This window comes from Cupriavidus sp. UME77 (assembly GCF_014170355.1).
Taxonomy (GTDB): domain Bacteria; phylum Pseudomonadota; class Gammaproteobacteria; order Burkholderiales; family Burkholderiaceae; genus Cupriavidus; species Cupriavidus basilensis.
Genome location: NZ_LZZU01000074.1, coordinates 78,765 through 98,435, shown reverse-complemented (window position 1 = coordinate 98,435; position 19,671 = coordinate 78,765). Strand labels below are relative to the sequence as shown.

Annotated in this window: 18 protein-coding genes and 1 riboswitch; of the genes, 8 read left to right on the top strand and 10 right to left on the bottom strand. The window is 63.0% G+C overall.

Translation table 11 applies throughout. From position 1 onward, the window contains the following. Positions 1 to 43: 43 nt before the first annotated feature. A complete protein-coding gene (locus tag A9975_RS29415; RefSeq protein WP_183035816.1) occupies positions 44 to 1,198 on the bottom strand; it encodes an exo-alpha-sialidase in 1,155 nt (384 codons plus the stop codon). A gap of 43 nt (positions 1,199 to 1,241) precedes the next feature. Beyond that, on the bottom strand, positions 1,242 to 1,511 hold the full coding sequence (locus A9975_RS29410; RefSeq protein WP_043342689.1) for a MoaD/ThiS family protein: 270 nt from the start codon (positions 1,509 to 1,511) through the stop codon (positions 1,242 to 1,244). Between the two features lie 228 nt (positions 1,512 to 1,739). Between A9975_RS29410 and A9975_RS29405 the strand changes: the two genes are divergently transcribed. The 3 genes from A9975_RS29405 to A9975_RS29395 all read left to right on the top strand — a co-directional run bounded on the left by A9975_RS29405 (position 1,740) and on the right by A9975_RS29395 (position 3,121). After that, entirely contained in the window at positions 1,740 to 2,033 is a 294-nt protein-coding gene (locus A9975_RS29405) for a type II toxin-antitoxin system Phd/YefM family antitoxin (protein ID WP_183035815.1), read from the top strand. A gap of 23 nt (positions 2,034 to 2,056) precedes the next feature. Beyond that, the gene (locus A9975_RS29400) at positions 2,057 to 2,449 is read left to right on the top strand and encodes a type II toxin-antitoxin system RelE/ParE family toxin (protein ID WP_183035814.1); all 393 of its coding nucleotides are present in this window, start codon (positions 2,057 to 2,059) and stop codon (positions 2,447 to 2,449) included. 120 nt (positions 2,450 to 2,569) lie between these two features. Next, positions 2,570 to 3,121: a glutathione peroxidase gene (locus A9975_RS29395; protein WP_183035813.1), complete on the top strand. Its 552-nt coding sequence runs from the start codon at positions 2,570 to 2,572 to the stop codon at positions 3,119 to 3,121. Between the two features lie 71 nt (positions 3,122 to 3,192). Here the strand turns inward: A9975_RS29395 and A9975_RS29390 are convergent, their stop codons facing one another. After that, positions 3,193 to 4,674: a M81 family metallopeptidase gene (locus tag A9975_RS29390; RefSeq protein WP_183035812.1), complete on the bottom strand. Its 1,482-nt coding sequence runs from the start codon at positions 4,672 to 4,674 to the stop codon at positions 3,193 to 3,195. 273 nt (positions 4,675 to 4,947) lie between these two features. On the opposite strand from A9975_RS29390, the gene A9975_RS29385 reads away from it, so the two are divergent. Beyond that, the gene (locus tag A9975_RS29385) at positions 4,948 to 5,442 is read left to right on the top strand and encodes a hypothetical protein (protein WP_183035811.1); all 495 of its coding nucleotides are present in this window, start codon (positions 4,948 to 4,950) and stop codon (positions 5,440 to 5,442) included. A gap of 65 nt (positions 5,443 to 5,507) precedes the next feature. Here the strand turns inward: A9975_RS29385 and A9975_RS29380 are convergent, their stop codons facing one another. The 5 genes from A9975_RS29380 to A9975_RS29360 all read right to left on the bottom strand — a co-directional run bounded on the left by A9975_RS29380 (position 5,508) and on the right by A9975_RS29360 (position 9,247). Further along, positions 5,508 to 5,843 carry a nucleotide pyrophosphohydrolase gene (locus A9975_RS29380; protein ID WP_183035810.1) on the bottom strand — a complete coding sequence of 112 codons (336 nt, stop codon included), beginning with the start codon at positions 5,841 to 5,843 and terminating at the stop codon, positions 5,508 to 5,510. Between the two features lie 92 nt (positions 5,844 to 5,935). Further along, entirely contained in the window at positions 5,936 to 7,207 is a 1,272-nt protein-coding gene (locus tag A9975_RS29375) for a DUF445 domain-containing protein (protein WP_183035809.1), read from the bottom strand. A gap of 141 nt (positions 7,208 to 7,348) precedes the next feature. Further along, complete coding sequence (locus tag A9975_RS29370; RefSeq protein ID WP_183035808.1) at positions 7,349 to 8,473, bottom strand: ADP-ribosylglycohydrolase family protein; 1,125 nt, start codon at positions 8,471 to 8,473, stop codon at positions 7,349 to 7,351. 28 nt (positions 8,474 to 8,501) lie between these two features. After that, a riboswitch (SAM-I-IV-variant riboswitch) is annotated at positions 8,502 to 8,615 on the bottom strand. A 63-nt stretch (positions 8,616 to 8,678) separates the two neighbouring features. Then, positions 8,679 to 8,981 carry a type II toxin-antitoxin system RelE/ParE family toxin gene (locus A9975_RS29365; protein WP_183035807.1) on the bottom strand — a complete coding sequence of 101 codons (303 nt, stop codon included), beginning with the start codon at positions 8,979 to 8,981 and terminating at the stop codon, positions 8,679 to 8,681. Then, entirely contained in the window at positions 8,981 to 9,247 is a 267-nt protein-coding gene (locus A9975_RS29360) for a type II toxin-antitoxin system ParD family antitoxin (RefSeq protein WP_183035806.1), read from the bottom strand. The genes A9975_RS29365 and A9975_RS29360 overlap by 1 nt, the downstream gene beginning before the upstream one ends. Positions 9,248 to 9,769: 522 nt before the next feature. On the opposite strand from A9975_RS29360, the gene A9975_RS29355 reads away from it, so the two are divergent. From A9975_RS29355 to A9975_RS29340, 4 genes are read left to right on the top strand one after another with little or no spacing between them, the layout of a single operon-like run. Beyond that, a complete protein-coding gene (locus A9975_RS29355; RefSeq protein ID WP_183035805.1) occupies positions 9,770 to 11,224 on the top strand; it encodes a DUF3375 domain-containing protein in 1,455 nt (484 codons plus the stop codon). 11 nt (positions 11,225 to 11,235) lie between these two features. Beyond that, the gene (locus A9975_RS29350) at positions 11,236 to 11,907 is read left to right on the top strand and encodes a DUF4194 domain-containing protein (RefSeq protein WP_183035853.1); all 672 of its coding nucleotides are present in this window, start codon (positions 11,236 to 11,238) and stop codon (positions 11,905 to 11,907) included. After that, positions 11,900 to 15,274 (top strand): ATP-binding protein, encoded by a 3,375-nt coding sequence (locus tag A9975_RS29345; RefSeq protein WP_183035804.1) that lies wholly within the window; start codon positions 11,900 to 11,902, stop codon positions 15,272 to 15,274. Before A9975_RS29350 ends, A9975_RS29345 begins: the two co-directional genes overlap by 8 nt. Continuing rightward, the gene (locus tag A9975_RS29340; protein ID WP_183035803.1) at positions 15,271 to 16,449 is read left to right on the top strand and encodes a Wadjet anti-phage system protein JetD domain-containing protein; all 1,179 of its coding nucleotides are present in this window, start codon (positions 15,271 to 15,273) and stop codon (positions 16,447 to 16,449) included. The genes A9975_RS29345 and A9975_RS29340 overlap by 4 nt, the downstream gene beginning before the upstream one ends. A 27-nt stretch (positions 16,450 to 16,476) precedes the next feature. Here A9975_RS29340 and A9975_RS29335 read toward each other — a convergent pair whose 3' ends face one another. Further along, complete coding sequence (locus tag A9975_RS29335; protein ID WP_183035802.1) at positions 16,477 to 18,825, bottom strand: DEAD/DEAH box helicase family protein; 2,349 nt, start codon at positions 18,823 to 18,825, stop codon at positions 16,477 to 16,479. Next, positions 18,818 to 19,360: a hypothetical protein gene (locus A9975_RS29330; protein ID WP_183035801.1), complete on the bottom strand. Its 543-nt coding sequence runs from the start codon at positions 19,358 to 19,360 to the stop codon at positions 18,818 to 18,820. The genes A9975_RS29335 and A9975_RS29330 overlap by 8 nt, the downstream gene beginning before the upstream one ends. Positions 19,361 to 19,671 lie beyond the last annotated feature (311 nt).

Sequence of the window (19,671 nt, the reverse complement as noted above, 5' to 3'; positions counted from 1 at the left end):
GAATCGATGGGCCGAATCGATGGGCCCTAAGCGCGCGGACAACTCAAACGAAGCGCACGCAGTAAATCGGCGGCAGATGTGCCGAGAACAGCTTCCAGCGCTCCCCGCCGCTTTCCGATATCCACAGGCTGCCGGTGGTGGAACCCATGGCAAGCCGCTCGCCGGTATGGTCCACCGCCAGCCCGTGCCGGTAGACCAGGTCATACGACGGCGCCGCGGGCAGCCCCTCGGAGAATGCCTCGAAACTGACCCCGCCGTCACGCGTGCGGGTGACCACCAGCTTGCCGTCCACCGGCACGCGGCATTCATCCTTGACTGCCGGCACGAACCACGCGGTATTGGGCCGGCGCGGATGCGCCGCCACCGCGAAGCCAAAGCTCGACGGCTTGGCATGCAAGCGCTGCCAGTGCATGCCCGCATCGCCGGAGCGAAAGATCCCGCCATGGTGCTGCACCCACATCGCATGCGGATGGCCGGCACATTGCGCCAGCCGGTGCGGATCCTGGATATTGCCATCCTCGCGCCGCTCCGGCGGCATGTAGTCGGCCACCATGCCGCTCGCCGTGCAGGCCCAGTTCCTGCCACCGTCCCGCGTCTGCCACACACCGCCGCACGACACGGCCACGGTGACGTGGCGGCTATCGTGCGGATCCACGCAGATGGAATGGATGCCCGGCACATCGTAGCCACCGCCGAACCACTCGCTGCGCTCGGGGCGGTCCCACAGCGGCCGGTTCAGCGCCCAGCTGGCGCCGCCGTCGCCCGAGCGGAACAAGCCACCCGGCAAAGTGCCGGCCCACAGCACGCCGGGCTCGTCGGCCCCGCCGGTTTCCATCGACCAGATCTGCTGCAAGGACCACGCCACCGGCGGCGCGGCCACCTCGAGTTCGCCGGTTTGCGCAGGGATGGGTACGCCCGGCACGGCCGCGTCCCGGGGCGGATCCGGCTCTGGCTGGGGCGGATAGACCGGCACCGCGCAAGCCTCCCACTCCACGCCGCGCGCCCTGCGCCGCCATAGCTTGACGCCAAAATGCCCAAGGTTAAGTGCCGCATACAATGCACCGTCACGCGGATCGCCCAGCACCATGCTCACGGGCTCGCCCAGGAAATGCACCGACTCCTGCAGCCAGCCGAGCGCGCTGTCGCGCCGCAGCATGAACAAGCCCTTGCGCGTGCCAATGAGAAGTTGATCGTTCATGCTGACCTCCACGCTTGAGCGCCGAGCCTTCAGCGGCAAGCCGTCAACCGCCTGACAGCGCCTGCACCACAAAGATCTGGCTGCTGGCGCCCACGCGATCGCTCATGCGCCGGCGGTCGCGAATGGCCGAGCCATCCACAAACACCGCCAGGTGCCGGCGCAACTGGCCCTGGTCATCGAGGATATAGCCGCGCAGCTCCGGCTGCTCCCGAAACGCCATCTCCAGCGCGGCGCAGACGGTAGCCGCGGGCACTTCCCGCTCCGGGCTCGGGATATGGCGCTGGATCGCAGAGGCAAAGACAAGGCGCGGCATAGTGGAAGGGCCAGCGCGGGGACCGCCGGCCGTGGTGGCGAGTGTCTAGCAGTTTAGGAAATACTGCGGGGGAATGGGTGTGCGGTTGCGCGCAGAGGCGGTGGCTCGGGTGGTGGCACGCCAGATCGCCAGATACCGCACTGGCCAGCCCACAGCCCCCGTTGCGTGCAACGGTCCGACTTCTATAACGTACAATATTCTGTACAGCCCAACCAACCGGAGATCGCCATGGGATTCTCTGCGAGTGATGTAATACCCCTGTCGCAAGCCCGTGCCACGCTGTCCGAGCTAGCTGAGCAAGTCAAGGCAGGCGCGGAAAAGATCATCACGAAGAATGGGGAAAGCTACGTCGCACTCATTGACGCGCAGCGGCTGGACTACTATCACCGCCTTGAGAGCGAGCGGGTGCACCTGCTACTGCTGGATGAAGCGTCGAGGGGCCTGGACGATGTCAGCGCCGATCGCACCAAGGACGCCAAGGCCACCATCCGCACCCTCATGCGGCGGCGCAACACGGCCTGAGCCAGACAAAAGAGCCGCGTGGGATGCCAAGCATAACGGTCAGGCTAACGGCAAACTTCGAGCGCAACCTGGAGAGCATTGAGCAGTTCCTGCTTGACGCAGACGCGCCACAGGCATTCGATGCGCTGCTCGACGAATTGCTGGACAACGTGATTCCGGCCCTGGAGCGCTTTCCGGAACTAGGGCCGCCTCTTCTAGGATTGCGAGCCGGATCGATCGAATCGTTGCGCGCGCAAGAGGCGCTGCGCAAGAAAGCGGGTGATGCACAACTCAGGCAGTACGTGCTTTCCAGCTATCTCATTCTCTATGCGGTATCCCCTACCGCAATCCACCTTCTGTCCATCAAGCACCACAGGCAGCTTTCAGTTGATTTCGCCGCTTTTTGGCCGGGAGCGGCAGGCACCGGCCAGTGGTGAGGACGTGATGGCGCTTTAGCAGCATGCCGGCAAGAGCTCCGCTCCCGCCGAGCACGAATCTTCCAAGCCCCGCATACTGTCGGCTCCATGGCATCCATACCACTCACGTAAGGACGAAAGATGGCAAGCACCTTGTACGACATTCCCCTGAAACGCATCGACGGCACCGACAGCCGGCTCGCGGATTTTCACGCTCGTGTGCTGCTGGTCGTGAACGTGGCATCGAAGTGCGGCCTGACGCCCCAGTACGAAGGGCTCGAAGCGCTGTACCAGGCCAAGCGCGCCGAGGGCCTGGAGGTGCTGGGATTCCCGGCCAACAACTTCAAAGGCCAGGAGCCGGGCGACGAGGCGCAGATCCAGGAATTCTGCAAGCTGACCTACGACGTGCACTTCCCGATGTTCTCGAAGGTCTCGGTGCTCGGGCCGGACCAGCATCCGCTGTACGCGGCATTGACGCAGGCACAGCCGGCCGCCATCGGCGACGGCCCTTTCCGTGAACGCCTGAAGGGCTACGGCGTGAACCCGGAGAACACCACGGACGTGCTGTGGAACTTCGAGAAATTCCTGATCGACCGGGAAGGCAAGGTGGTAGCGCGCTTCGCGCCGGACGTCGCCGCGAACGATCCGCGCCTGCTTGAAGCGATCGATGCGGCGCTGGCCAAGGGCCGCTGACCTGTAGCCGTTTGCTAGCGGCGGCACGAGGAGGGCATCAGGACTCGCCCGCTCCGGCCGCCGGCCGCCAGCTACGCGGCCAAGGTCACGTCCGCCTCCAGCGGATACACCGGCCGCGTCAGGCGCGCAAACGGGAACTGCGCGTAGCGCGAGCTCGTCACGCCGCCGCCATCACACTCCACCACCGCCTTTGCGATCGGCACGAACACCGGCCGGCAGTACATGCGCGACTTCAGCAACAGGAAACGCTGCGCCAGGGGATCCACGCCGATATGGGTAAAGATGCCCAGGTCCCAGTGCTCCTGCGGTGTCTCGGTCACCACCACCTGCGCCGCGCCGATATCAAGCAGCACCGTGCGGCCCATGTGGATACGCGCGCCGGTGTAGGTCGGGCCGCTGATCACGTATTCGCCATTGGTGATGGCGGCCACCCGGCCGGTCAGGGTCAGCGGCGTCGGGTAGATGCCAAGCTGGGTCAGCGGCACCTTGTTGCCCACCGGCAACGTCACGCTGGCATCCACGCCGGCCTCGATCATCGCGGCGACTGCCTGCGGGTCGCACACCGGCCCCACGGCGATGCCGGACAATCCCTGCCGCAAGGCCTCGCGCAGGACCTGCATATCGTCACAGGTGCCGCCCGACATGCAGTTGTCGCCGTGGTCCAGCAACAGCACCGGCCCGCTGCCGCCTTGCGCGGCCAGCTGCGCGGCGCGCGCAATCGATTCAGCCAGCGGCTCGCTCTCATAGACAAAGCCCGCACGCTCCGCCCAGATCTGCGCGGCAAGCTTGTCGGCCGCTGCCTGCGCCTCAGCCTGGCTGCCGTCGGCCACCACCAGCACGCTCAGGCAAGGCGCCGCGATATCCGCCAGCCCGAAGCCGGCCAGCACCGACACCGCCAGCATGCCGTCGGCCTCGGCCTGCCTGGCCGCCGCCACCGCGCGCTGCATGGCGCCTTCGCCGGTATTGCTGCGCAGTGTGTGCGTGACCATCGGCAGGCGCCGCCAGGCCAGCGCGGGCCGCGCGTTTTGCTGGAGCATGCGCATCAGCAGGCGGCCGGCGTGCTCGCCGGTCTCGTACATGTCCACGTGCGGATAAGTCTTGAAGCTGACCGCGATATCCGCGTGATCGATCATGGCCTGCGTCACGTTGCCGTGCAGGTCCAGCGCAACGGCAATCGGCGCGTGCGGCAGCACTTCGCGCAGGCGCGCCAGCAACTCACCCTCGCCGTCGTCGCTGTTTTCCGCCACCATGGCGCCGTGCAGGTCGAGCATCACGCCGTGGCACCCGGGCGCCGCCTTCACGATGGCATCGCACAAGGCCGCATACGCATCGGCCGCGACGCGTCCGCTCGGGTTGGCGCTGGCCGTGACCGGCACCACCAGCTCCGCGCCTGCCGCCTCGGCCAGGTCGATAAAGGCACCGATGGCCGTGCGCGTGCCCTTGCTCGCCCGATACGCGTGCTCGCCGTATTGCGGATGAAAGGACGACAGCGGCGTCGCCACCGGCGAGAAGGTATTGGTTTCGTGGTTCAGTCGTGCGATCAGGATCTTCATGGCGGTGCGGGGGCTCCAGCATGGAAGCGGCCGGAAATGTCCGGCCGGAACGGGGGAAGGGGACCAGCGATGCGGCATCGGCGATATCCGCGATATCGGCGATATCGGCGATATCGGCGGCCAATGACTGGCATGGCCTCGATGCAACGGCCAAAGTCTACCGGCATGTGGCCCAGGATGGAACGGTGAGAAAGAGGGGCACCGGAATTCCATCGCGCGTCATGCAGTCACGACGGACAATATCGCGCCAATCCCAACCTCGGAACAATAACAATGAAGAAGCAACTGCTGCGCCTGGGCGCTATCCTGCTGGCCGTCGGCGGCCCCGCCATCTCCCACGCGGCCAACCTGCCACCGCTAGCCGCCCTGCTCGACTGCAAGGGCGAAGCCAGCGGCGTGGCCGCCTATGTCGATGCCCTGGAAGACGGCGGGCTGCCCGGGTGGAGCAAGAACGATGAACTGAGCGGCTTCGCCTCCGCCGTGTATCGCACCCCCAAGCCCGTCAGCGTTGCCGGCCTGCCCACCACGGACGTGCGCTTCGGCGACTACCAGCTCGGCAACTACACGGCCTATGGCATCACCAGCGCCACCGACCTCAACGCCGTGGCCAGCCAGCTCGGCCTGCGCGGCGTGGCCGGCCGGGGCCTGGCCCGCGAGAGCGCGCGCGGCGCGTGGATCGTGGCCCGCGAGTACAAGGGCCGGGTCGAGCTGGGCTGCGAATATCCCAATCCGCGGCTTGGCGGGCAGAAGGGTGCGCCAGCGCGCTGAAGACTCTCAGGCGGCGCCGCTGCCCTGGCGCCGCTCACCTGGCCCCCTCACCTGGCCCCCTCACCTCAATCCGTGCCGCCCGTCTTCGCCGGATACTTCACCGCATTCATCTCCATCTTCGCCTTCACCGCCGCGTTCAGGTCAACATCGAGCGCGGTCAGCAACTGCGCCAGGTAGATCGTGATGTCCGCCAGCTCCTGCTCCACGTGCGCACGCTCGTCCGTGGACATGATGGCGCGCGCCTCCTCCTCCGTCTTCCACTGGAAAATCTCAACCAGCTCGGCCACTTCCACGCTCAGCGCCATGGCCAGGTTCTTGGGGCTGTGATACTTGCCCCAGCCGCGGGCCTCGCCAAATGCGGCGGCGGCTTGCTGGAGCGTCTTGATGTCGATCAGGGTCATGATGGTTCACTGCGAAAAATAAGCACCGCGCCTATTGAACCACGAATGCAAGCCGGACGACCTGGTCAATGGCGCGCAGATCCTGCTGGCGCCTAGCGGCCAAGCCACGCCGGCAGTTGCGCGATCAGGTACAGCACCGCGCCGATCAGCCCGCCGACCACCGTGCCGTTCATGCGGATGTATTGCAGGTCCTTGCCCACGTTCAGCTCGATCTGCCGGGACATATCGCGCGCATCCCAGCTGCGGATGGTATTGCTGATATGCCGCGTGATGAACTCCGCAAAATCCGGCGCCATGCTGCGCGCCGCATCGTGCAGGTGATCGTTGAGCGATGCACGCAGGGACGCGTTGCGCGCCAGCTCCGCACCGATCCACTGGCCCGCCGCCGCCACCTTGCGGTGCGTGGCGGAATCCTCGCGCGCCAGGTCGCGCTTGAACCAATCGCGCCACTCGGCCCAAAGCCCGCCGACATAGGCGTTCAGCGCCCCATCCTGCTTCAGGTGCGCCTTCAGCGCCTCGGCCCTGGCGTGGAACGTGGCATCGTGCTTCAGCCGTTGAATCAAACGCTGCACGGCCGCATCGAAGCGCTTGCGCAGCGCGTGATCGGCATCCCCCTCGATCTGGGTCAGCACACGGCTCAGCGCCGCGGAAATCATGTCAGCGCCATTGCTCCCGATCCACTCGGTGGGAAGCAACCGCTCCTTCCGAGGGTGATCGCTCTTCAGCCATTCCACGATCCGCTCCGAGATAAAAGCGCGGGCGGGCGGCTCGTTCAGCAAGGCGATCAACTGCGCAATCGTCTCATCGAGCAGCGCCTGGTGCCGATCGCCCCTGGTCAGGCTGTCGAGGATCGTCCCCGCCGACTCCGACAGATCGACCTTGTCGATCATCGTATCCACCGCCCGCTTCAGCAGCGACTGGATGTTGCGCTCATCCATCACATCCAGCATGCCGCTCGCGAACTTCACCACCACGTCACCGATCTGCCGCGCGTTGGCGGGCGACTCCAGCCAGCGGGTGACCACCAGCGCCGGATTGTGCCGCTCGATCAGCGCAACCACGGACTGCACGTCCAGGAACTTCTCCTTCACGAACACCGCCAGGCCATCCGCGATATCGTCCCGCTTGCGGATGATGATGTTGGTGTGGCGCGCAAAGCCCGGCAACGGAATCCGCCGGAACAGCGCCGCCACGGCAAACCAGTCCGCCAGCCCGCCAACCAGCGCCGCCTCCGCCGCCGCCCGCACGCCATCCGTCAAAGGCGCGCGCGGCAGGAGCACGGTGGTGACGAAAACGGCAAACGCGAACAGCAGCAACGCCAATGCCTTGCGCTTCGCGACCCTGAGTTCTTCTTCCTGATGCATGGGATACCGGCCCCTGCTGCTGGGCTTGGAGATGGGAGCGCCATCATAAATCGCATTCCGGACAAGGCAATGTCCGGTCCCGCTATCGGCTATCGGCTATCGGCTATCGGCTATCGGCGATGCTGCCGTAGCGCCCAACATTCAAAGCCCAGGATACTTCGTCCAGATGCGCTGAACCAGCGCCTCGTCTGCCGGGTCGATGCCCAAGTCCCACTCGGGGAACACGCTCAGGTCGTCAGCCAGCTCGGTGATCACTTCGCGCAGCTCCAAAGGCGTCAGCCACTCTGGCGGAATCGCCTCCACACCAAGCAACGTGCCCAGCAGGTTTCCCGTGATAGCACCCGTGGAATCCGAGTCGCCATCGTGATTCACCGCCAGCACAACCCCGTGACGAAAATCACGCGCGACCAGCGCGCAGTAAATGGAGATTGCCAACGCCTCCTCCGCCACCCAGCCCTCGCCCAGGCGCGCGATGGCGTCATCGGCGGCCACGCCGGAGTCGGCCAGCGCCTGCGCATGCAGGATGGCCAGCAGCGTCTGCTCATGATCCGGCTGCGTGGACAGGCACGCTTTGGCGCTCGACAAAGCATCAGGCAGCGCAGCACCGTCGGCCAGCTCGCGGATTAACACCGCCAGCACGCCGCCCGTCAGCGATCCGCTTGGATGTCCATGGGTCAGCGCGGCCAGCTCCGTTCCCAAGGCAAAGGCATGCTGAGGCGATCGCTGCCCGGCGCGCCGCCACACAAACAGACCAGCCGGCGCCACACGCATCACGCCCCCGCAGCCCTTGCTGTCGTTGCGCGCGGGTTCTCCCAGCTTGAGCATCGCCTCCAGCGCCGACAAACAAGTGTTTCCCGGCGCGCGCCGGCTATGCAGTGCCGCCTGCTGGTAAAGCCATCCCGGCTCGTCCGACAGCACATCACGATGAAACGCCGGCTGGATCCCCTGCGTCAACAACCAGCGCAGATAAGCGCGCGAGGCCACGCCAGGCACACCGCCGATGCCCCCGCTCGCCTCACCCACCCACGCCCGCAGCAAGCCCTCCGCCGTGAACAACGTCATCTGCGTGTCATCGGTAATGGTGCCGACGCCACCGTAGGCCGGGGCGTAGCCGGTGATGCCGTCCTTGCCAAAGCGCTCGCGGATCTCCGCGAGCGACAGGAACTCCACGGGAGCGCCCAGTGCGTCGCCAACAGCGCCGCCCAGCAGGCACCCCTGGAAGCGGCTGCGCGTGATCTCGCGATCAAAGTCCGAAGCAGAAAACAAAAAACCCTCCGTGCAAGGAGGGTCGACGCATGGCCCGTTTGGTTGCTCCTCAAGGCATCAAGGAGCCACATCCGCTTTCGCGATCCACCTTGCCCGGGAAGGCAGGTTGGCTTGGGCGTCGACCCAAATCAGAATGTGGGCGGATTGGAACATGGGGGGTTGGGGGGTGTCAAGGGTGGGGGCAAGCAGGGTCAGCCCGCGGAAACTACACGGCATCGCCGGAACCAAAGAGTGTCGGGATATCGCGGGCACCGTGAAGGACACGAATAACCGTCACTTCGTCATGGCTAGCCGAGAAGAAAATCACGTAGTTGCCATAGGCGCAAGAGCGGATGTCACTACCCAGCTCGGTTCGGCGGCAATATCCCTGAGCATTCCCCGCGATCCGTCGGCATTGCTCGCGCAGTTCCACGATGAAGGTCAGCGCACGCTCAAGGTTGTCCGCTGCGATGTAGTCTGCAATGGCTTCCAGGTCCAATTCGGCCAGCGGCGTAATCGTGAGCCGCATCAGCGATGCTTGCTTTTATCAGCGGACCGATACTTGGCCTCGAGCCTGGCAAAGACGTCTTCAGCAGGCTTAGGCTCGCCGCTTGATCTACCCGCTGCGATCTCTGCACGCAGCGCTTCCAGTTCCAACTGGTTGCGCTGCTCCTGCTGCTCAAGCAATCGCAGACCAGCGCGCACAACCTCGCTGAGATTGTTGAAGCGTCCGCTTTGCACCTGTTCACGAATGAAGGTCTCGAAGTGACTGCCAAGGGCAACGCTGGTTGGCATTCTGGCGCTCCTAACTGTTAACAACAGTTATTACATCAGGCTGAGCCGGAGTCGTCAATGTACGTTTGCCAGCTTGATAAATGTGCTTTTGAGTTATCTGTGAGCAGGTGACCAGAAGGGAGCCGGTGAATTGACCCACAATACCCGCACTACGCCGGTGTCGGCGCTGCGGTAACCGTGCGCCCCGCGACTCGGGAAAGTGAGAGCATCGCCCACTTCCTCGCCAACGTGATCGATTTGCCCATCGCCGGCTTCGCCCGGCGACACGATGCAGATGTTGGCCTGCAGCAAACGGCGGCTCTGAACCCGCCCTCAGCAGCATCCATCCGACTGATCCGCTCATTCGCCAGACACGTCCCAATCGCCCTGCCGAAATTCCCGACCTATAACGGAAAGCCGTGCGGAATCAGCAAATCGAGAATTATCTGTGCGCCTATTTGGTCACTTACGGGGTAGACTGATGACGCGCAATCAAGTGCACGGGCATGCGTCGATTTGCCCGGGCCACTTCAGAGAGCCTTGATGATCCTCGACTATGAAACTCTCGAGCAGCTACGCCTTGCCCATCCGGCCTGGCGGCTGCTGCGTTCCGAGCACGCGCCGCTAGTCGCGAGCTTCCTCCAGCGCGTGTTCATTGCCTCCAACCAACGGGGGATGGCGCAGGCAGACCTGGCCGAAGCGCTGGAGGACGAATTGTTCTCCCTGCGCGAACAGCGGGGCGACGAGGCTTTGCCAAAGTCCGCGCTCGAGTATCTGAACGACTGGGCCGCCAACGACAAGGGCTGGCTGCGCAAGTTCTACCCACAGGGTTCGGACGAGCCGCACTTTGACTTGACACCTGCCACCGAGAAGGCGATCACGTGGCTAGGCACGCTCGCAGCACGCAGCTTTGTAGGGACCGAATCGAGGCTACTCACGCTGTTCGAATTACTCAGACAGATGAATGAAGGCAGCGAAGCCGATCCACAAGCGCGTCTGGCCGATTTGCACAAGCGCCGCGACGAGATAGACGCGGAGATCTCCCGCGTGGCTGCTGGCGACATCGCATTGCTGGACGATACAGCACTAAAGGACCGCTTCCAGCAATTCACGGCTCTGGCGCGTGAGTTGCTGGGAGATTTCCGCGAGGTCGAGCACAACTTCCGTGGACTGGACCGGCGCGTGCGTGAGCGAATTGCACTCTGGGATGGAGCTAAGGGCGAATTGCTGCACGACATCATGGGCGAGCGCGACGCCATCTCCGACTCGGACCAGGGCCGCAGTTTTCGCGCGTTCTGGGATTTCCTGATGTCCAACACCCGGCAAGAGGAACTTTCCTCCCTACTCGAGAGCGTGCTCAGCCTGCCCGCCGTGGCAGAGCTCAGGCCAGAGCCGCGCATGCGCCGAGTCCACTATGACTGGCTCGAGGCAGGCGAGCACGCGCAGCGCACCGTGGCGCTACTGTCGCAGCAACTGCGGCGCTTCCTGGACGACCAAGCGTGGTTGGAAAACCGTCGAATTATGGATTTACTGCGCGGTATCGAATCCAAGGCGCTGCTGCTGCGGGCAGTTCCGCCGCCGGATGGACTCATGCAGATTGCGGAGCTTGCGGCCGATATTGAACTACCCATGGAACGACCGCTATACACGCCCACTGTCAAACCCCGCATCGACGCCGCCAGGCTCGAGACCGGCGATACCGACGTCGACGCCGCTGCGCTCTTCTCCCAAGTGGTTGTCGACAAGGCACGTTTAGTCATCCACATTCGCCAGGCCCTGCAAAACCGTAACCAGATCAGCCTGCGCGAGTTGTGCGAGGTCCAGCCGTTGCAACATGGCCTTGCCGAATTGGTCGCCTATCTACAGGTCGGCGCGGAAGCATTCAAAACGGTCGTGGACGAAGGCACGCCAGAGTCCGTGAGCTGGGCTGTCGAAGCACAGGACGGCAGTCGGCATATCAGACAGGCGAGCCTGCCTCGAATCATTTTTGTGAGGTGAGCATGCAGCACATGGAAACTCAGCCGGACGGGCCTGCCTCGGCGCAAGCCACGGAACATGCAGCTAGCGCCCCTGACCTGTCGGCGTTGGTGATTCCCCTGCTCAAGGGCGTGATCTACCGGGAAAGCGACGCCCGGCTTTGGCAAGTCCTGCTCGGCCTGCAGGCACGCGTCCGTGACTATGTGACGGTGCTCGGCCTGGAGCTGATACTAGACGAGGCCGAAGGCTATGCCTTCCTGCGCTCACGCACGGACAACGAAAACGAAAACGAGCCGAGGCTGCCGCGCCTTGTTGCTCGCCGCCCACTTTCCTTCCCGGTAAGCCTTCTGCTCGCCCTGCTACGCAAGAAGCTGGCGGAGTCTGACGCGGGCGGTGGCGATACGCGGCTCGTGCTTAGCCTGGATGACATCGTTGAGTTGTTGCGCGTATTCCTGCCAGCCGGCAGTAACGAAGCCAAATTGACAGATCAGATCGAGAACCATCTGAACAAGATCGTGGACCTGGGGTTCCTGCGCCGCCTAAAATCGGCAACGTCGACCACCGGCGGCCAGGTAGCCGAGTTCGAGGTCAGGCGTATTCTTAAGGCCTTTGTCGATGCACAGTGGTTGTCGGACTTCGACGCGCAGCTCGCCGCCTACGGCGCACAAGCGGGCGTCATCTCGACGGAGGTACACGATGCATGATGCCCAGTCCCAGAACCTGGACTTCGCTGCTGACGACACACTCTCCGGGTTCCGCCTCCATCGGCTGGAGGTCTTCAATTGGGGCACGTTCGATACCCGCGTCTGGATCATGAATCCGAACGGCAGAAACGCTCTGCTCACGGGCGACATTGGGTCAGGCAAGTCGACCCTCGTTGATGCAGTCACCACGCTGCTGGTACCGGCCAACCGCATCGCGTACAACAAGGCTGCTGGCGCGGACACCAAGGAGCGCACGCTGCGCTCTTACGTGCTAGGACACTACAAATCGGAGCGCAATGAGATCAGCGGAAGCGCCAAGCCAGTCGCGCTGCGCGACCACAACAGCTACTCCGTCATCCTGGGCGTCTTCCATAACGCGGGCTATGACCAGACAGTGACGCTAGCCCAGGTATTCTGGATCAAGGACGCCCAAGGGCAGCCCGGCCGCTTCTATGTCGGCGCTGAGCGCGATCTCTCCATTGCCGTTGATTTTGCCGACTTCGGCACCGACATCGCCGCCCTGCGCAAGAAGCTGCGCACACTCAAAGCGGAAGTGTTCGACAGCTTTCCCCCATATGGGGCTTGGTTCCGCCGCCGTTTCGGCATCGAGAACGAGCAGGCGCTGGAATTGTTCCACCAAACTGTCTCGATGAAGTCGGTCGGCAACCTGACCGACTTCGTTCGCAGCCACATGCTGGAGCCGTTCGAGGTCGCGCAGCGCATCCTAGACCTGATTGGGCACTTCGACGATCTGAACCGCGCACACGAGGCTGTCTTGAAAGCCAAGCGCCAGCAGGAACTGCTCACGCCACTGATTAGCGACGGCGAGCGACACTCGGCGCTCGTCGCAGAGGTGGAAGCCTTGCGGGCCTGCCGTGAAGCGCTCCGGTCCTACTTCGCCACGCAAAAGCTCGGCCTGCTCGACAAGCGCATCGCCGGATTGCTCGAAGAGTGGGATCGCCAGAATGCCCACGTCAAACGCCTGGAGGCGTTGCGGGACAGGGAGCGCCAAGAAGAGGACGAACTCAAGCGCGGCATTGCCGAGAACGGCGGCGACCGTATCGAGCGGCTTGCCGGCGAGATCCGGCGCTTTGAAGCCGAGGGGAAGAAGCGAAAGGACAAGGCGGATCAATATGCAACGCTGATCGCCGCCATTGGCGAAGTCCCGCCGGAAGATGAGACGGGCTTCCTCGCTTTGCGACGTCGCCTCGCCGAACTAGTTGAGCACCTGAGCGAACGGGAAGCCGAACTACAGAACGAACTCACGAACCACACCGTCAATCTGCTTCAGAGCAGGAAAAAGCACGAAGACCTGACGTCGGAGATACTCAGCCTGAAAGCCCGCCGCAGCAACATCCCGGCCGAGCAGGTCGCCATGCGCCGCGCCATGTGTCAGACGCTGGATCTCGCCGAAGACGACATGCCCTTTGCCGGCGAACTGATACAGGTGCGCGAAGACGAAAGCGACTGGGAGGGGGCTGCCGAAAGACTGATGCGCAATTTCGGCCTGTCACTGCTGGTGCCAGATGCACACTACACTGCCGTCTCCGCATGGGTGGACAAGACCCACCTGCGGGGGCGCCTGGTCTATTTCCGCGTCCGCCAGACAGCGCGCGTGGAATTGCCAGAGCTGGGCCCCGACTCACTTGCGCGCAAGCTCGCCATCAAGTCCGACTCAACCTTCTACACATGGCTGGAACGCGAGCTGGCACGCCGCTTCGACGTCGCCTGCTGCGTCACGCCAGAGCAATTCCGGCGCGAGACGCGCGCCATCACGCGCGCCGGCCAGATCAAGGCCCCCGGCGAGCGCCACGAGAAGGACGACCGGCATCGCCTGGACGATCGCAGCCGTTACGTGCTCGGCTGGACAAATGCCGCGAAGATTGCAACACTCGAAAGCTCGGCAAGAGTGCTGGAAGTGGAGATTGGCGATGTAGGCGCTGCCATCGGCAAAACGCAAGGCAAGCAGACGGCACTCAAGAAGCAGCTCACGGCAACGTCGAAGCTGGACGTATTCACGGACTTCCAGGAGATAGACTGGCAGCCCCTAGCGATCGAAGTGGCCCGGCTGACCGAAGAGAAGCACCAGCTAGAATCAGCTTCCGACGTGCTCAAGCAATTGACCGCGCGCCTTGGCGAGGTAAAACAGGCACTGGTGAACACCGAAGGCGAGCTGGAAGAACACAGGGACAAGCGTACCCGGGCCGAGCAGAAGAAGAGCGATGCCGGAACCCTCCGAGAACAAACCCAGGCCGCGCTAGACGAGCCCGGCGCCGAAGCCCATCTCACGTACTTCGAGCACATCGCAGCCATACGCGGCGAGGCGCTAGGCGAACATCAGCTCACGGTCGAGAGTAGTGACAATTACGAGGTCGAGATGCGCAAATGGTTGCAAGCGCAAATCGACGCTGAGAACAAGAAGATCGACCGACTGCGAGATAAGCTTATCGAAGCGATGCTCTCATACTGCACGGCCTTTCCACTAGACACGCAGGAGGTCGACGTGGCAGTCGAGGCAATCGCCGAATACAAGGCCATGCTCGATAAACTCAAGGCGGACGACCTGCCTCGCTTCGAGGCGCGTTTCAAGGAATTGCTCAACGAGAACACAATACGCGAGGTGGCCAATTTCCAATCGCAACTGTCCCGCGAGCGGGAGACCATCAGGGAACGCATTGCCCGCATCAACGACTCGCTCACGCAGATCGACTACAACCCGGGCCGCTACATCGCACTCGAAGCGCAAGCCACGCCGGACGCCGACGTTCGTGACTTCCAAAGCGAGCTGCGCGCCTGCACCGAAGGCGCGTTGACTGGCTCGGATGACCAACAGTATTCGGAGACCAAGTTCCTGCAAGTGAAGCGGATCATTGAGCGCCTGCGTGGCAGGGAAGGGCAAAGTGAACTCGACCGGCGCTGGACGGCGAAAGTCACCGATGTGCGTAACTGGTTCGTCTTCGGTGCCAGCGAGCGCTGGCGCGAGGACGGCAAGGAGCACGAACACTATTCCGATTCGGGTGGCAAATCCGGCGGACAAAAAGAGAAGCTGGCCTATACCATCCTCGCCGCGAGCCTTGCCTATCAATTCGGGCTGGAATGGGGCGCTGTGCGTTCCCGCTCCTTCCGCTTCGTGGTAATTGACGAGGCATTCGGCCGTGGCTCCGACGAGTCCGCCCAGTACGGCCTGCGCCTGTTCGCCCAACTCAACCTGCAGTTGCTGATCGTCACGCCCTTACAGAAGATCCACATCATCGAGCCGTTTGTCTCCAGTGTGGGATTCGTCCACAACGAGGAGGGACGCGCCTCGAAGCTGCGCAACCTCACCATCGAAGAGTATCAAGCGGAGAAAGCGAGGAAATTCGGATGAACTGGACCCCAGCCGCCGATCTGCGTGTCCAGGTGCAAAAGCTATGGGACCGTGGCGCGTTACTGGCCAACCTGACCAGCGGCGAACCCCTTTTCCCGCTGCGGCTTTCACTCAGGTCTCCGAGCTCGGCCGAAATCACCGAACACTTCGACAGCGTTCGAGCGTGGATCGCCGAACTGCGGGCTGTACCGCACATTCGGCTGGAGATGCGCGAGCTCCGGCACCGTGTCTTCGGAAACAATGCCGTACCCGCGGCAGCATGGGTCGACACACTGGAAGATGCCGTGGCGCTGCTCGGCAAGCGCCGCGAGGTGGCGCGCTTCCTGCCCATACTGGAGAGAACGCGCGTAACGGAGCCGGCACTGATGAGCTGGATAGGCAAGCGGCCACTGCGCGCACTGGAGCTTGCCGACGCCTGGCCACGCCTGCTGGACATTGTTGCCTGGCTGCAGGCGCACCCACGCCCAGGTGTTTACCTCAGGCAGGTTGACATCGCAGGGGTGCACAGCAAGTTCATCGAGCAGCACCGCGGCACACTAGCCGAGCTGCTCGATTGCGTATTGCCCGAAGAAGCAATCGACCGGAGCTGCATCGGCATCCAACAATTTGCCGCGCGCTACGGCTTCCGCGACAAACCCCTGCGGGTACGCTTGCGCGTTCTCGACCCGCGCTGCGCGCTGCTGTCGATGGGCCTTGGTTACGAGGACATCACGCTCGACGTCGACAGCTTCGCCAGACTGGAGCCCGAGGCGTCGCGCGTCTTCATCACTGAAAACGAGATCAATTTCCTGGCATTCCCGCAGGTAGCGGACAGCCTCATCATCTTCGGCGCAGGCTATGGCTTCCAGATGCTGGGCATGGCGCCATGGCTGGCACGCAGGCGCTTACATTACTGGGGAGACATCGATACACACGGATTTGCCATCCTCGATCAGCTTCGAGCCAGTTTCGGTCATGTGGAGTCATTCTTGATGGACCGCGACACGCTCATGGCATTTGAAGCACAGTGGGGCGACGAGGAGAGCCCAACGCAACGCGAACTACCTCGATTGACCAGCGCAGAGCGCACCCTCTATGACGATTTGCGGGACAACAGGTTGCGCAAGAACCTGCGGCTGGAGCAGGAGAGAATTGGTTATGGCTGGCTTGAGGCTGCACTGGCTGCGCTGGCTTAGCTTGTGGGGTGGGTCGCTCCGGTAGGCCTAACCCTGCGCCATCCGGTACCCCATCGCCCGATATCCCCGCTGTCGCTTCTCCCACATCCGCAACAACGCCGGGTGGCCGCTGTCGACGAAGTCAATGATGCGCACGTCAGTCTTGGTGGCGTGCTCGCGGTGCAGCCGGCCAGCGTACTGTTGCAATGTCCCCCTCCACGAAACTGGCATAGCCAGCACCAATGTGTCTAGCGCTGGATGATCGAAGCCTTCGCCTACCAGCTTGCCCGTTGCCAACAAAATGCGCGGGGCATCCGAAGGCAACGCGTCCAGTTCGCTGACAACAGTCGCACGCTGCTTCTTCGACATCCGGCCATGCAAGACGAACAGTGCAGGCACCTTCGCCTCCAGCACAACCCGTATCGCATCGAGTTGCTCTGTACGTTCTGTCAGCACCAGCACATTCCGACCTTGCACGAACGCGTCTTCGGCCTCGGCCGCTATCGCGTCCGTTCTTGCTTGAGCCTGGGCAAGGTGCTTGAACACATCTTGAATCCCCGCCTCCTGCGGCAGGTCAATGCGGGTACTCAGCATGCGCGGAATCACCTCAAGATCATGGGGGGCGCTAGCTGGCCTAGCTGCTGTGTGCCGAATCGGTCCGCATTGCATGAAGATGATGGGCTGCTGGCCATCCCGGCGAATCGGCGTGGCTGTCAAGCCAAGCACGTACTTCGCCCTGACCTTCCGCAGGATGGCGTCGATGGACACCGCGCCGACGTGGTGGCACTCGTCAACGATAACGTGTCCATAGCTCTCCACCAGCGGATTGACTTCTTGTTGCCGCGAAAGCGATTGCATCACTGCTATATCGATCCTGCCGGTGGGCCTGGCTTTGCCGCCGCCAATGGTACCCAGTACGTCCCTGCCGATACCGAGAAAAACCTGGAGACGCTCCTGCCACTGCTTGAGCAGTTCAGTGCGATGCACAAGCACCAGGGTATTTACGCCACGCCGCGCGATCATCGCTGCAGCAGTCACCGTCTTTCCGAAGGCTGTCGGGGCGCACAGCACGCCGACCTCGTGGTCCAGCATGGCGGCCACGGCCGCCTCCTGGTCCGGGCGCAACTCGCCGGCGAACTTCACTTCAAGCTGCTCCCCACCATGTCGCTCGTCGCGAAGATCGGCACGGATGCCATTGTCTTGGAGCAACGCTTTCGCCGCATCGAGGCAACCGCGCGGCAGTGCAATGTGTTGTGGATAATTCTCCGCACAACCAATCACCCGCGGCTTGTCCCACACCGACATCCGCATGGCCTGCGCCTTATAGAACTCCGGGTTCTGAAATGCGGCAAGGCGGATCAAGCGGTTCGCCAACGGCTGCGGCAGGGCTGCCTTCTCGACATAAACGAGATTCGCCAGTGTCACGGCGAGGGACTCCGGCATCGGCAAGGACAGCTTGCCGGTGGACGGTGATGCGGACTTCCAAGGTGCTCCCAAGTCCTCCTCATCAATGAACGTCACGTCCAGCGGATGCGCTCCACCGGTTGCAAGCAAGATGGCGGGCTCGATGTCGTGTGGCGCCATTGTCCGGACGGACGACAGGAATGCCCACTGATCCGGATAGGGCTGCAGGCTGGCGTCGACGAACACGCTGCAGCCGCTCTCCCTCGGCTTCTTCTGAAGGGGCAGGGCGATCAGGTTTCCGAAGCCGCCCTTCGGCATCGTGTCCTGGTTCGGGAACAGCCGGTCATACGATTCGAGTTTCAGTTGCCGCGTGCGTGCGCACGCATGGCTGATGATCGCCGTACCCAGGCGACGGGCATCGCGTGCGGACACCTTGCTCGTAAAGAACACCCACGCATGCACGCCCTGGCCGGAGCGGGAAATTTCAAGGCTGATGGGGACTCCCAGTTCGTCGCACGATTGAACGAATGCGCGCGCATCCTCGCGCCACTCGGCCTTGTCGAAATCGACGGCGAGGAAATAGCAGCTGTCGTCTTCCAGCAACGGATAGACGCCTACAGTGTGCGCACCGGCCAGATGATCGTAAATGACCGATTCCGACAGTGGAATCAGCAGACGATTGCCACAGTCCGAGCATTTGATGCGTGGCTTCTCGCATACGCCTGTGCGCCACTCGTTGGCGCACGCCGGCGCATAACCCGCGCGCCCGGAAGTCCTGCTCTCCCACCGGATGGGATAAGCATCCGTTCGTCCGCGGAACAAGCGGCGAAAAAGAGCGACCTTGTCGTCCGTGGAGAGACGAGACGACTCTGTTCCGGGCAGAGGCTGCAATCGCACGGCCGGCAGGCGCCACTCGATGCCGTGTTTCTGCAACAGCGCAATCAGCCGAGCGTTCTCAGTCTGTAGTGCGGCTACAGAATCACGCTCATCCATCGACACCGAACTCGGCAAGAAGCTCGCCCATGTCGTCGCCCACGCCGTAGCCAATATCCTGTCCAAGGCTGCTTACGGCCCTGAGCCGTTTCCGCAGCGGCTGCCGCTGCGCCTCTGGCAAGTTGCCGATCTCCAGCAACGCCTGCTCAAACATCCGCACCAACGCACTGAAGTAGTTTTCATCCTCCAGGCCCTCGTTGGCGCATCCGATCGCGCGTTCGCAATAGAACACCATCAACTCGGCAAGCCCCTCGGGCCGCCCGATGGCCTTCTTGTAGTCCGCGATGGCCTTCTTCGCAGTCACAACCGAATGGCGATGGTTCGTGAACGGTTTGGGCCACAGCCAGCGGTCGATTGTCGCCTTGTATGGTTTGAGGACGTCGTCCCCTAATCCGAAGCGGGCGTGCAGGAAGGACTGGTTGTCCTTGCTGGCGGCGTACATGTCTTGCACCAGGCTCACAATGCCAGCACGGTCGAGGTCGGCCAGTTTGGCTTTGAGATCGCTCCAGCTAGGCGTGGTTTTCTTGGTCACCATTTCTATCAACTAGTCTTCGTCATACGATCAGAGACAGTTGTCAACCAAAGGTTAACAGCTGCCTAGCCGGGCGCCGCATCGGACACTGATGCCGAGCGGCGCCATGAGCCCGTCCTCGAAATCAGGAATCGATCGGTTGTTCCGATCCATGATGTAGCGAGGGCAATGTTAGCCCGAAATCCGAGCCCGCCTCGTCCGAGGCGGCTACCTAACACTAAACAACAGTGATTGCAGCAGGCTCATCAGGGCAAGTCAAGCCGCCCAGCTCACGGCGCCAATGGGCATCCAATCGCGAGTGCTGCGCGACCAAG